This is a genomic window from Pseudomonas sp. B12(2026) (assembly GCF_057767015.1).
On the sequence record NZ_CM173430.1, the window covers coordinates 5,097,054 to 5,109,831 of the forward strand.

Genomic DNA, 12,778 nt, shown 5'->3' on the forward strand with positions numbered 1-12,778 from the left:
GTAGGAACGAGCTTGCTCGCGAACCGCCCGGCAGCAGAGCTGCCGGTGAATGCGTTCGCGAGCAAGCTCGCTCCTACAGGGAACGGCCCAGCTCACAACCGATACGGCAACCGCACACCCGGCTCGCTCTCGGCGAAATCCTTGATATTGCGCGTCACCAGCAGCCGCCCCTCGACTTCCGCCGTGGCCTTGATGATCGCGTCCGGCAGCTTCACCCGCAGGCGCTGGCGCACCTCCACGGCGCGCTCGGCGATGCGCTCGTCCAGCGCCAGCACCGTGAAGCTGGAAAGAAAGGCGCGGGTCGCCGCTTCGGTCCCGGGCGTCACGCCGATCATCACTTCCATCCAGGTGATGATGCTGATCGCGCGATCGCCATAGAGCGCCAGTTCATCCCGCGCCTGCCGGTAGCCGTTCAGGTAGTCGATGAGGATGTTGGTGTCGAACAGGGCCCTCACCATTCCTCGCGTACCTTTTCCTGGTAGGCAAGGCCGTCCACCTGGCGCTCCTTCCACAGCCCGAACGCCGCGTCGGCGTCAGCCTGTGCGTGGTTGACCAGGTACTCGGCAATGGCCTCGCGGATGATCGAGGCACGGGACTGTTGCTGCCGCTCGCTGATGTCGTTCAGGCGTTCCAGGTATTCCGCGGGAATATCGACCAGGGTGCGCATGGGAACCTCCGATAAATGATATCGACATCATATATCACTGTTGCCGCGACTCGTCAGCCGCGCGGCCAGGCATAGGCAAAGTCCCACAATGAAAGAGGCGCCCGCAGGCGCCTTTTTTGCATCACGACGAAGGATCAGCCGCGCGTGCCGGTCAGCACCTTGCGGTAGAACAGCACGCAGATCGCCACGAACACCACCAGCCCCAGCCATTGCGCGGTGTCCTCGAAGCCGGCGCCGACCAGCGCCAGGGGCGCGTCCTTGCCGGTGGTGCCGATCACCCCGGCGAGCAGGATGCCCATCAGGCTCTCGCCGACGATCAGCCCGGAGGCCAGCAACACGCCGCGGCGCCTGGGCTCGTCGGCGTATTTCTCCTCGCTGACGCCGGCCCGCAGGGCACGCTTCTTCAGCGCCGACTCCAGCAGCCAGGCGAGCAGCGCGCCGACCACCAGGGTCATGCCGATGGTCGGCGGCAGGTAGATGCCCAGGCCCACCGCGAGCACCGGCAGGCTGGCCTTGCCGGTGCGGCGCAGGAGGAGGTCCACGAGGATCAGCGCGATGCCCAGCGCCACGCCGATGAGGATCATGTTCCAGTTCAGCGCATCGTGGAAAATCCCGCTGGCGATGGCGGTCATCAGCGTCGCCTGCGGTGCGGCCAGCGCGGCGTTCGGGTCCATGCCCGCGCGCGGCAGCGCGCCGGTGAAGCTGTAGGCGTTGAACAGCAGGTCCAGCACCGGCGGGATCACCAGGGCGCCCACCAGGCAGCCGACGATCAGCGCCACCTGCTGCCGCCACGGGGTGGCGCCGACCAGGTAGCCGGTCTTCAGGTCCTGCAGGTTGTCGTTGGAAATCGCGGCGATGGCGATCACCACCGAGGTGGTGAACAGCGCCAGGGCGATGGCCAGCTTGCCGCCCTCCAGCGCCAGGAAGCCATCGTTCAGCGAGCCGACGCCGAGGATCAGCAGCGACACCAGGATCACCGCGATGATGCCGATGCCGGAGATCGGGCTGCTCGACGAGCCCACCAGGCCGGCCATGTAGCCGCAGGCGGCGGCGATCAGGAAGCCGAAGAAGAAGGCGAACACCACGCAGGCCGTCACCAGGCCCCAGAAGCCGAAGCCGCGCAGGTCCGGCGCGGCCTCGCCGAGGAACACCGCGAAGACCGCGAACAGCGCCACCAGCAGGATGCCGGCGATGGCCACGATCCACTTCGCCGCGAGGTCCTGCTCGGTGCGCAGGTCGCTCACCTCGCCACGCCCGCGCACGGCGCTGAGCGAGGCCCAGACGCCCTGCACCATGGGCTTGAACAGGGTGGCCAGGGTCCACAGCGCGGCGATGCCGATGGTGCCGGCGCCGAGGAAGCGCACCTGGCTGCTCCACAGTTTGCTGGCCAGCTCCGGCAGGCTCTGCCCGGCGGCCAGCACGCTGTTCACCGAGAGCAGCGGCACCGCCACGCCCCAGGCGATCACCACGCCGATGAGGATGGCGATGCCGGCGGTGATGCCCATCAGGTAGCCGGCGCCGACCAGCGCCAGGGAGAAGCCGGTGGACAGGCGGAACGCCGCCTGGCCGGCGCTGAGCCAGAAGCTGAAGCCTTCGGCGAGGACCTTGAAGCCGCTGCTGAGCAGGCTGAAGGCCGCCGCCACCAGGCCGCCGGAGAGGATGTCGCGCAGGCCCGGGCCGCTGGAAGCCTTCGCCTCGGAGCCCGGCTGGCCGTCGGCCTCGTCATGGCTGCCGACCCGCAGGATTTCCGCCGCCGCCACGCCTTCGGGGTACGGCAGGTTGCTCTTCACCACCATCACCCGGCGCAGCGGGATGGTGTAGAGCACGCCGAGGATGCCGCCGATGGAGCAGATCGCCGCGGTCTGCCAGAACGGGAAGCCGCTCCAGTAGCCGATCATCAGCAGCCCCGGAAGGATGAAGATGATCGAGGACAGGGTGCCGGCCGCCGAGGCCTGGGTCTGCACCATGTTGTTCTCGAGGATGTTGGAGCCGGAGAAGTAGCGCAGCACGGCCATGGAGATGACCGCCGCGGGGATCGACGACGCGAAGGTCAGGCCGACCTTGAGGCCGAGGTAGACGTTGGAGGCGGTGAACACCACGGTGATCAGCGCGCCGAGGATCAGGCCGCGAAGGGTCAGCTCGGCGAGGTTCGACTCGGCGGGAATCCGGTCTTGCATGTAGGCAGTCTCTTACAGAAGCACAACCGCCAAAGCGTAGGATAGTGCGCCAATCACCGCGACCCACAATGGCGACAGATGCGGTCTGCGATGCGGCTTTGTCGCTGCATGGAGAGAAATCCCGAGCCTCCGGCAAGCGAGACCTCGACCGTAGGATGGCGTGGAGCGAAGCGATACCCATCGATCACGACGCCGACGGCATGGGTATCGCTCCGCTCCACCCATCCTACGGGGAAATCAGCTTCGGGCCGGGCTCACGCCGCGTCCTGGCGCCGCCACTGCGGCAGGCCGATCAGCACCACGGCGCTGATGATCACCGCCATCGCCAGGGACTCGGCCACGCCGATGTGCTCGCCGGCGAACACCACGCCGAGCATCACCGCCACCGCCGGGTTGACGTAGGCGTAGCTGGTGGCCGCCGCCGGGCGCACGTTGGCCAGCAGGTACATGTAGGCGCTGAAGGCGATGATCGAACCGAACACCACCAGGTAGGCCAGCGCGCCCCAGCCGGCGGCCGTCGGCATCTGCTCCAGGCGCTCGCCGCCGAGGAAGCTGCCCAGCAGCAGCACGCCGCCGCCCACCAGCATCTCCACCGCGCTGGCCATGGCGCCGGCCGGCAGCGACAGGCGCCGGCTCCACACCGAGCCGAAGGCCCAGGTGGCCGCCGCGAAGATGATCAGCGCCGCGCCCGCCGGGCTGCCCTGCAGGTTCGAACCGAGGTTGAGCAGGACGATGCCGAACAGCCCCAGGGCGATGCCCGCCCACTCCAGCGCCGTGGTCCTGTTGCCGAACAGGCGCGCGAAGATCAGGGTGAACAGCGGCACCGTGGCCACCGCCAGCGCCGCCACGCCCGAGGCCACGCCCCAGTGCTCGGCCACCGTCACCCCGCCGTTGCCGCAACTGAGCAGGAGGATGCCGATGGCGCCCGCCGACAGCCATTGCCTGAAGGTCGGCAGCGGCGCGCCGCGCCAGAGCATCCAGCCCAGCAGCAGGGTCCCGGCGATGATGAAGCGGCAGCCGGCCATCAGCATCGGCGGCCAGGATTCGACGCCGATGCGGATCACCAGGTAGGTCGAGCCCCAGATGAAATACAGGGCGAAGAACGCGGCGATCAGGGTCGGGGAGACGCGGGCTCTGGGCATGGGCAAGGTGGTCATGGGAAGGGCTCGACAAGGCAGGCGGAGCGCTTCATTTTATGAGGCTGGATCGTGCCAGATAAGGCACAGACAACGCCAAAGCAGGCATAACACTTTTCATTCGATGGAATTTCAGGTGACTTTCCGTCGAATCCACACGAGGCCCGAAGCAATGGACAAATACGACCGCGCCCTGCTCGCCGCGCTGCTGGAAAACGGCCGGATGTCCTTCGCCGAACTGGCCCGGCGCATCAACCTCTCGCCGCCGGCGGTGGCCGACCGCGTGGCGCGCCTGGAAGCGGACGGGGTGATCACCGGCTACCAGGCCAGCGTAGACCTGTCGAAGCTGGGCCGCTCGATCCAGTGCCTGATCGAACTGCGCCTGAACGACCACCGCAGCAGCACCATGCTCGACCCGCTGATGGAAATCCCGCAGATCATCGACTGCTACCGCATCACCGGCGAATCCTGCGTGATGCTCAAGGTCGCGGTGACCTGCACCCGCGAGCTGGAGGAACTGATCGACCGCCTGGCGCAGTTCGGCACCAGCAAGACCTCGCTGGTGCTGTCCACGCCCTTCACCTCGCGCATCCATCCGGGGATGTTGCAGGGCGGTTGAACAGGCGGCTTTTCGTAGGAGCGAGCTTGCTCGCGAACAAAACCCGCTGCGGGCGACGGGTTCGCGAGCAAGCTCGCTCCTACAGGCAACGGCCATTCCCGCCGCGCGGATAAAAAAAGGCGGCGCCGCTTGCGCGGTGCCGCCTGAAGTCACGGAGTTGCTACATCGTGGGAGCGGCCACGGCCGCCCCGATGTATTGGATTACTTTTCCACGATCGCAGTCACACCCTGGCCGCCCGCCGCGCAGATGGAGATCAGCCCGCGCCCCTTGCCCGCCACGTCCAGCAGCTTGGCCAGGTTGGCGACGATGCGCCCGCCGGTGGCGGCGAACGGGTGGCCGGCGGCGAGCGAACTGCCCTTCACGTTGAGCCGGCTGCGGTCGATGGCGCCCAGCGGCGCGTCGAGGCCCAGGCGCTCCTTGCAGTAGTCCGCGTCCTCCCAGGCCTTGAGGGTGCACAGCACCTGGGCGGCGAAGGCTTCGTGAATTTCGTAGAAGTCGAAGTCCTGCAGGCTCAGGCCGTTGCGCGCCAGCAGGCGCGGCACCGCGTAGGCCGGCGCCATCAGCAGCCCCTCGCGACCGCCGACGAAGTCCACCGCCGCCGCCTCGCCGTCCTTGAAGTAGGCCAGGATCGGCAGCCCGCGCGCCTTCGCCCATTCCTCGCTGGCCAGCAGCACCACCGAGGCGCCGTCGGTCAGCGGCGTGGAGTTGGCCGCAGTCAGGGTGCCGCGCGGGCCCTTCTCGAAGACCGGCTTGAGGGTGCCGAGCTTTTCCAGGTTGATGTCCGGGCGCAGGTTCTGGTCGCGCACCAGGCCGCGGAACGGCGTCATCAGGTCGTTCTGCCAGCCCTCGTCGTAGGCGGCGGCCAGCTTGATGTGGCTCTCGTAGGCCAGCTTGTCCTGCTCGTCGCGGGGGATGGCCCAGGTCTGCGCCATCTGCTCGCAATGCTCGCCCATCGACAGCCCGGTGCGCGGCTCGCCGTTCCTCGGGATGTGCGGCATCAGGTGGCGCGGACGGATCTTCAGCAGGCTTTTGATCTTCTCGCCGTTGGACTTGCCGCGATTGGCCTCCAGCAAAATCCTGCGCAGCCCCTCGTTGACGCCGATGGGCGCGTCGGAGGTGGTGTCCACGCCGCCGGCAATGCCGCAGTCGATCTGCCCCAGGGCGATCTTGTTGGCCACCAGGATCGCCGCTTCCAGGCCGGTGCCGCAGGCCTGCTGGAGGTCGTAGGCCGGGGTTTCCGGCGCCAAGCGCGTGCTCAGCACGCATTCGCGGGTCAGGTTGAAGTCGCGCGAATGCTTGAGCACAGCGCCGGCGACCACTTCGCCCAGGCGCTCGCCGTGCAGCTTGTAGCGCTCGATCAGGCCGTCCAGCGCGCAGGTCAGCATCTCCTGGTTGCTCGCCGTGGCATACACGGTATTGGAGCGGGCGAAGGGAATTCGGTTGCCGCCGACGATGGCGACCCGGCGCAGTTGGGTCATGCAGGGCTCCTGAGGTATGAGCGTTGAAGTGCGCTCAAGGCTAACCTTAGCCGGTCGCGTCGCATTGGCCGCCCCGCCGTCGCCCAGGTCAGCACGGTCAATTGCGCCGCTCCGGCGGCTGCGTAGAGTGGTCGCCACTTCGAGAATCCGTGCAGGAGCCCGTTCCATGACCGACCGCTACATCGCCTTCGCCAACTCCAACGTCGGCCGCCGCCTGGTCGGCGCCCTCGGCCTGCCCGCGCCGGTACGCCTGGAGCGCTGGAGCGCCGGGCGCACGCGGCCGGTGGACGGGGCGCTGCTGCTGGGCGGAGAGGGCAGCCTGAACGAGGCGGTGCTGGCGTTTTCCGAACGCCTGACCGACGCGCGCTTCGCCTTCGCCGAAGGCCAGTACGGCCTGCCACGCTGGACCGCCGAGCACGGGCCGAAGCTGAAAGCCATCGTCTTCGACGCCAGCGGCCTGAGCCGTTTCGAGCAGACGATCGAGCTGCGCAGCTTCTTCCAGGGTGCGCTCAAGGGCCTGGACAAGTGCCCGCACGTGGTGATCCTCGGCCGCGCCCCGGAGTCGCTGAAAGACCCCGTCGCCGCCAGCGTGCAGCGCAGCCTGGAAGGCTTCAGCCGCTCCCTGGGCAAGGAAATCCGCCGGGGCGGCAACGTGCAGCTGCTGTACGTCGGCAAGGGCGCCGAGGACCAGCTCGAAGGCGCGCTGCGCTTCTTCCTCTCGCCCAGGAGCGCCTATGTCTCCGGGCAGGTGATCCGCCTGTCCGCCTACGGCCGGCAGGTGCAGGACTGGAGCCGCCCGCTGGTGGGCAAGCGCGCGCTGGTCACCGGCGCCGCCCGTGGCATCGGCGCGGCCATCGCCGAGACCCTGGCCCGCGACGGCGCCGAGGTGGTGCTGCTGGACGTGCCGCCGGCCAAGGGCGCCCTCGACGCCCTCGCCGCGCGCCTGGGCGGCCGCGGCGTGGCGCTGGACATCTGCGCCGCCGACGCCGGTGCGCAACTGGTCGAGGCGCTGCCCGAGGGCGTGGACATCGTGGTGCACAACGCCGGCATCACCCGCGACAAGACCGTGGCGAAGATGAGCGAGGCGTTCTGGAACTCGGTGATCGACGTCAACCTCAAGGCCCCGCAGGTGCTGACCCAGGCCCTGCTGGACGCCGGCAAACTGCACGACGACGGCCGCGTGGTGCTGCTCGCCTCCATCAGCGGCATCGCCGGCAACCTCGGGCAGACCAACTACGCGGTGAGCAAGGCCGGGCTGATCGGCCTGGCGCAGGCCTGGGCGCCGGTGCTGGGCAGGAAGGGCATCAGCATCAACGCGGTGGCGCCGGGCTTCATCGAGACGCAGATGACCGCCGCCATCCCGCTGACCATCCGCGAGGCCGGCCGGCGGATGAACTCCATGGGCCAGGGCGGCCTGCCGCAGGATGTCGCCGAGGCCGTGGCCTGGTTCGCCCAGCCGGGCTCGGGCGCGGTGAGCGGGCAGGTGTTGCGGGTGTGCGGGCAGAGTTTGCTCGGCGCCTGATCCGCGCACTCATCCGCGATGTTTGTGCGGCCTGACGCCTTTCGCGGACAAGGTCCGCTCCTACAGGGTGCGACTCGCGCCGATGCGCTCTTCGTAGGAGCGGACCTTGTCCGCGATCCGGCCGGCAGGCCGGCCGTCGGCGCATCGGGCTGAACGATGCGCGCCTCCCGAAGGAGCGCCTTATCCCCGCGCCGCCACCAGCTCACGGAACTCCCCGGCGCTCACCCGGTGGTCGCCATCGCGATCCGCCCGCGCGATCAGCGCCGGTTCCTCGCTCAGGAACTCCTCCAGATCGATCCGGCCGTCGCCGTCCGCATCCGGCCAGGCGATGGCGTAGGGCGAGGCGTTCGTGCCGGTGTCCGGCGGCGTCACCTCCTCGCGGGTCAGCAGGCCGTCCTGGTTGCGGTCCAGCCGGAAGAACATGCGCTGGCGCATGGCTGCCAGGTCGCCGGCCTCGATGTAGCCGCTGCCATCCCGATCCAGACGGGAGAAGGCCGTTTCGCCCACGTCCCCGGCCACGGCGCATCGGGCCCCCAGCAGCAGGACGGCGGACAACAGCAGGGGCAGGCGGATTCGGCTTCGCATCGGGAACTCCTCGGCGCTGGGAAAGGCGCGCAAAGCCTACTCAGCACTCCGCTCGAAGGTGTTCGATCACTCCGCCGGCGCCTGCGGCCGGCCGCGGCGGCGGAACTCCACCGGGGTCTCGCCGACCCAGCGCTTGAAGGCGCGGTAGAAGGTGCTCGGCTCGGAGAAGCCGGTGCGCTCGACGATCACCTCGATGCGCTCGTCGGTCTTGAGCAGCAGGTCCTTGGCCAGCCGGCAGCGGTAGTCGGTGACCAGGTCGTTGAAGCGCACCCCGGCCATGGCCAGGCGCTCGCGCAGGCGGCGGGCCGGCATGTCCAGGCGGGCGGCGACCTGTTCCAGCGTCGCGCCGCCGTCCACCAGCAGCACGCCGATCAGTTCGCGCACCTTGCGCACCAGGTCCAGGCGCTCCACTTCCGCCAGTTGCCGGCGCGCCAGCGACTCGTGCATGCGCAGCAGTTCCGGGGCGGCGTGGCGCGAGGGCTTGTCCAGCACGGCGGCGTCGAACTCCAGGGCGTAGCGCGCGGCGCCCAGCACCGCCGGGCAGCCGTAGACTTCCCGGTAGCGCTCGGCGGGCGCGCCGTCCGGGTGCATCAGCTGCACTCCGCGGGGCTTGAAATCGCCTTCGGTGAGGGCGTGGAACAGGCGGATCACCGCGCCGGCGAGCATCTCGGGGAAATGCCGGTTGGTCCCGGCGCTATGGCCGAGCAGCAGCACGGCGCGCTCGCCCTCGATTTCCAGGCGCGCGTTGAGGGTGTCGGAGAGCAGGCGCACGTAGCGCAGGGCGTGGCGCAGGCCTTCGCCGAAGGTCGCGCTGGAGAGGAACAGGTATTCCAGCAGCAGGCCGTGGAACGCCGGCAGGTGACCGGCCAGATAGAGGCCGACGTGCTCCTGGCCGCATTCCTCGGCGGCGGCCTTCCAGAACAGGTTCTGCGCGCTGTGGGGGAAGCGTCCGGCGGGCAAGCTGCCGGCGGGCAGGCCAACGCGCGCCAGCACGCGGTCGGGGTCGGTGCCGCAGGCCCGCAGGGCGTCGATCACCGGGCGCATCAGCGCCACATCGTCGGTCAGATCACGCATGGTGGTTTTTCTAGTTATCCATGAGGCGGGCCCATCTTAGGCAGCTTTCCCATCCCCCCTCAAGAACTTCAGGACGGCGCTTGAGCGAAATTTCCGAACAACCGGGCGGTCAGATTGACTTGCCTGCCGCGCGCCGCGGAACCTCGGCCAATGCCCGTCTATCGGCGGCGGCTAAGCTGACCGAATGACCCGCCAGGAGATACCCGATGTCCCGCGATTGGCTCGACCTGTCCGCTCCCCCCGCCCTCACCGGCCTGTTCGTCCGCGCCGCCCTGCGCCGCGGCGTGCGTGGCCGCAGCCTGCCGAGCCGCGGCCTGCGCTGCCCGGTCACGGTCGATGCGAAGCACCTGGAGCGCTATCGCAAGGTCTGCGGCTTCCCCGACAACCACCTGCTGCCGCCCACCTACCCGCACATCCTTGCCTTCCCCCTGCAGATGGGGCTGCTCACCGACGCGCGCTTCCCCTTCCCGCTGCTGGGCCTGGTGCACCTGGAAAACCGCATCAGCGTGTTGCGTCCGCTCGGCGGGCTGGGGCCGTTCACCGTCAGCGTGCGGGTGGCCGACCTGCAGCCCCACGAGAAGGGCGTGACCTTCAGCATCATCACCCATTTGCACGACCAGCTCGGCCTGCTCTGGGAGGGCGACAGCCGCATCCTGTTCCGCGGCCTGCGCCTGGACGGCACCCCGCCGGCCCGCGCGGAGGCCGCCGGACTGCCGCTGGAGCAGATCGACGCCTGGAGCTGTCCGGCGGACATCGGCCGGCGCTACGCGAGGGTCGCCGGCGACTACAACCCGATCCACCTGTCCGCCGCCAGCGCCAGGCTGTTCGGCTTCCCCCGCGCCATCGCCCACGGCCTGTGGAACAAGGCGCGCTGCCTGGCGGCGCTGGGCGAGCAGCTGCCGATGGCCGGCTATCGGGTCGAGGTGCGCTTCCAGAAGCCGGTGCTGCTGCCCGCCCAGGTCAACCTGCTGGCCAGCGAGCCGGCGCCGTCCGGGCAGTTCAGCCTGCGCGGCAAGGACGAGCTGCCGCACATGGCCGGCAGCTGGGCGCCGCTTGAAGCCTGAGGCCTGAAGCCCGAAGCTATGGGGCTCACGTTGGAGCCCCATCTGCATGAACCTCGAAGCCCTATGAATCTCGAAGCCATCACCGCGCGCCTGCACGCCATCCGCGACCACAACGACTGGAGTCGCTTCCACAGCCCGAAGAACCTGGCCATGGCCGCCAGCGTGGAAATGGCCGAACTGGTGGAAATCTTCCAGTGGCTGCGCGAGGACGAATCCCGCCAGCTGCCGCCGGAAAAACTCGCCCACGCCGGGCAGGAAGTCGGCGACATCGTGCTCTACCTCCTGCTGCTCTGCGCCGAGCTGGGCATCGACATGGACCAGGCGGTGCGCGCCAAGCTGGCCGACAGCGAACGGCGCTTCATCGAGGGGGGCGCCAAGTGAGCCATTCCCCCGGCAACGGCGACCGCCATTTCGACGAACTGGCCACGCGCTTCGCGGAGAAGATCTACGGCGGCGCCAAGGGCGCGATCCGCCTCGCGGTGCTCCAGGCCGACCTCGCCGAAGTGCTGCCGGAGCGCCCGCTGCGCGTGCTGGACATCGGCGCGGGCCTCGGCCACATGTCGCTGTGGCTGGCCGGGCGCGGGCACGACGTCACCCTCGCCGAGCCCGCCGCGCCGATGCTCGAAGGCGCGCGCCAGCGCTTCGCCGAAGCCGGCCTGGGCGCCACCTTCATCGAGGCGCCCTGGCAGGACCTGCTCGGCCGACTCAACGAACCCTATGACCTGGTGATCTGCCACGCGGTGCTGGAATGGCTGGCCGAGCCGCTGGCGATCCTCCCCGTGCTGCACCAGCTGACCCGCGCCGACGGCTGGCTGTCCCTGGCCTTCTACAACCGCGACGCGCTGATCTACCGCAACCTGCTCAAGGGTCACTTCCGCAAGCTGCGCAAGAACCGCTTCGCCGGCGAAGGACAGAGCCTGACCCCGCAGGAACCGCTCGACCCGCGCGTGCTGGAGGCGGCCATGGCCGGCCACTGGCGGATCGAGGCGCGCAGCGGCGTGCGGGTATTCCACGACTACATGCCGGTGGAGTTCCAGCACAAGGCCGAGCCGCTGGACCTGGTGGAAATGGAGCTGCAATACCGCCGGCACCCGGCCTTCGCCGGCCTCGGGCGCTACCTGCACTGGCTGTGCCGGCCACAGGATTGAGCGCATAGTTGCTGTTGCGCACGCCGACCGGTCCGGGCGTGCGGGAGTCCGTCATGCCGCGTTACCTGCTGATCCTGCCGCTGTTCGCCGCCCTGGCCGCCTGCCAGGGCCAGAATCCCTACACCGCCACCTCGCTGCCGCTGCCGCCCGCGCCGGCAGCGGCGGCGCATCCGCAATCGGACCCCGGCAGCTACCCGGCGGCGCCGCTGGACTACGGCCACTACCGCTCCTGGAGCTGGGCCGACGGCACCGGCTTCGGTGGCCCGCTGCAGGACGCCGTCAGCGAAGCCCTCGACCAGCGCGGCCTGCGCCCGGCGCGGGGCGATGCGCCGGCGGACCTGGTGGTCAGCGCCCAGCTCTCCAGCGAGCAACGCACCCGGCAGACCACCGACTACTACGGCGGCGGCTACTACGGCGGCTGGGGCGATCCCTGGTACGGCGGCGGCTACTACCCGGTCACCCGCACCTACGTGGTCACCGTCAGCGTGGTGCACATCACCCTGTTCGACGCCCGCAGCCAGCAGCAGGTGTGGAGCGGCAGCGCCGAATACGCCAGCGGCGGCAACCAGAGCGAGCAGGCCCGCGCCCTGCGCGAGGCCGCGCGCAAGGCGCTGGACGGCTATCCGCCAAGCTGACCGGCCGCTTGCCGGCCTCCGCTTCCAGCGCGCGCGACCGCTCTGCCGCTTGCCTTTGCGCGGACTCTGCGCTTGGATGAGAACTCTGCCCAGGAGTAATCCGATCATGATCCGCCGTCTGTTGTTGCTGGGCCTGATACTGGGCCTGGCGGCCTGTGAAACCACCAGCGTCAGCCGCGACTACGACACCACCCGCGACTTCTCCCGCTACCAGACCTGGAGCTGGGCGCAACCGGCGTTCGAGTACCGCCCGGACGACCCGCGCATCAAGAGCGACCTCACCGAACAGCGGATCAGCCAGGCGATCGCCGAGCAGTTCGAGCAGCGCGGCCTGCGCCAGGCGCGGGACGGCAACGTCGGCGACCTGAAGATGCGCGCCTACCTGATCGTCGACCAGCGCCAGGACCAGATCACCACCTACAGCGGCGGCTACTGGAACGGTTACTGGGGCGGCTACTGGGGTGGACCGCCGATGGCCGAGAGCCGCACCCTCACCTACAAGGTCGCCACCATCCAGGTCGACCTGTTCGACACCAAGGACGGCAAGCTGGTCTGGCGCGGCAGCGGCGAGCAGATCATGCGCAGCAGCCCGCCCTCGCCCGCCGAACGCGAAGCGGCGATCCACGAGGCGGTGCAGAAGATCATCGCCCAGTATCCGCCGCACTGAGCCGG

Annotated in this window: 14 protein-coding genes; 7 read left to right on the top strand and 7 right to left on the bottom strand. The window is 69.3% G+C overall.

Features of this window, described 5'->3' with window-relative positions:
• Positions 1-92: 92 nt before the first annotated feature.
• The 4 genes from AC3B6A_RS23750 to yedA all read right to left on the bottom strand — a co-directional run bounded on the left by AC3B6A_RS23750 (position 93) and on the right by yedA (position 3,986).
• Entirely contained in the window at positions 93-458 is a 366-nt protein-coding gene (locus AC3B6A_RS23750) for a type II toxin-antitoxin system VapC family toxin (protein WP_488399547.1), read from the bottom strand.
• Positions 452-667 carry a ribbon-helix-helix protein, CopG family gene (locus tag AC3B6A_RS23755; RefSeq protein ID WP_488399548.1) on the bottom strand — a complete coding sequence of 72 codons (216 nt, stop codon included), beginning with the start codon at positions 665-667 and terminating at the stop codon, positions 452-454. The genes AC3B6A_RS23750 and AC3B6A_RS23755 overlap by 7 nt, the downstream gene beginning before the upstream one ends.
• A gap of 134 nt (positions 668-801) precedes the next feature.
• Positions 802-2,844: an OPT family oligopeptide transporter gene (locus AC3B6A_RS23760; protein WP_488399549.1), complete on the bottom strand. Its 2,043-nt coding sequence runs from the start codon at positions 2,842-2,844 to the stop codon at positions 802-804.
• 254 nt (positions 2,845-3,098) lie between these two features.
• Positions 3,099-3,986 carry a drug/metabolite exporter YedA gene (gene yedA, locus AC3B6A_RS23765; RefSeq protein WP_488403689.1) on the bottom strand — a complete coding sequence of 296 codons (888 nt, stop codon included), beginning with the start codon at positions 3,984-3,986 and terminating at the stop codon, positions 3,099-3,101.
• A gap of 166 nt (positions 3,987-4,152) precedes the next feature.
• Here yedA and AC3B6A_RS23770 point away from each other — a divergent pair, with 166 nt between their 5' ends.
• Complete coding sequence (locus AC3B6A_RS23770; protein WP_488399550.1) at positions 4,153-4,599, top strand: Lrp/AsnC family transcriptional regulator; 447 nt, start codon at positions 4,153-4,155, stop codon at positions 4,597-4,599.
• Positions 4,600-4,800: 201 nt separating this feature from the next.
• On the opposite strand, the gene AC3B6A_RS23775 is transcribed toward AC3B6A_RS23770, so the two are convergent.
• On the bottom strand, positions 4,801-6,078 hold the full coding sequence (locus tag AC3B6A_RS23775; protein WP_488399551.1) for an acetyl-CoA C-acetyltransferase: 1,278 nt from the start codon (positions 6,076-6,078) through the stop codon (positions 4,801-4,803).
• A gap of 166 nt (positions 6,079-6,244) precedes the next feature.
• Here AC3B6A_RS23775 and AC3B6A_RS23780 point away from each other — a divergent pair, with 166 nt between their 5' ends.
• Positions 6,245-7,600, top strand: coding sequence for a 3-oxoacyl-ACP reductase (locus tag AC3B6A_RS23780; protein ID WP_488399552.1), 1,356 nt, complete (start codon positions 6,245-6,247; stop codon positions 7,598-7,600).
• Between the two features lie 180 nt (positions 7,601-7,780).
• On the opposite strand, the gene AC3B6A_RS23785 is transcribed toward AC3B6A_RS23780, so the two are convergent.
• Entirely contained in the window at positions 7,781-8,185 is a 405-nt protein-coding gene (locus AC3B6A_RS23785; protein ID WP_488399553.1) for an EF-hand domain-containing protein, read from the bottom strand.
• A 66-nt stretch (positions 8,186-8,251) separates the two neighbouring features.
• The gene (locus AC3B6A_RS23790) at positions 8,252-9,259 is read right to left on the bottom strand and encodes an AraC family transcriptional regulator (RefSeq protein WP_488399554.1); all 1,008 of its coding nucleotides are present in this window, start codon (positions 9,257-9,259) and stop codon (positions 8,252-8,254) included.
• Positions 9,260-9,465: 206 nt separating this feature from the next.
• Between AC3B6A_RS23790 and AC3B6A_RS23795 the strand changes: the two genes are divergently transcribed.
• The 5 genes from AC3B6A_RS23795 (at position 9,466) to AC3B6A_RS23815 (ending at position 12,773) form a co-directional block, all read left to right on the top strand.
• Positions 9,466-10,323, top strand: coding sequence for a MaoC family dehydratase (locus tag AC3B6A_RS23795; protein ID WP_488399555.1), 858 nt, complete (start codon positions 9,466-9,468; stop codon positions 10,321-10,323).
• A 63-nt stretch (positions 10,324-10,386) separates the two neighbouring features.
• Positions 10,387-10,704 (top strand): nucleotide pyrophosphohydrolase, encoded by a 318-nt coding sequence (locus AC3B6A_RS23800; RefSeq protein ID WP_488399556.1) that lies wholly within the window; start codon positions 10,387-10,389, stop codon positions 10,702-10,704.
• Positions 10,701-11,471, top strand: coding sequence for a methyltransferase domain-containing protein (locus tag AC3B6A_RS23805; protein ID WP_488399557.1), 771 nt, complete (start codon positions 10,701-10,703; stop codon positions 11,469-11,471). The genes AC3B6A_RS23800 and AC3B6A_RS23805 overlap by 4 nt, the downstream gene beginning before the upstream one ends.
• 53 nt (positions 11,472-11,524) lie before the next feature.
• Positions 11,525-12,106, top strand: coding sequence for a DUF4136 domain-containing protein (locus AC3B6A_RS23810; protein WP_488399558.1), 582 nt, complete (start codon positions 11,525-11,527; stop codon positions 12,104-12,106).
• A gap of 106 nt (positions 12,107-12,212) precedes the next feature.
• Positions 12,213-12,773, top strand: a complete 561-nt coding sequence (locus tag AC3B6A_RS23815) for a DUF4136 domain-containing protein (protein ID WP_488399559.1) — start codon at positions 12,213-12,215, stop codon at positions 12,771-12,773.
• The last annotated feature ends 5 nt before the right edge of the window (positions 12,774-12,778 follow it).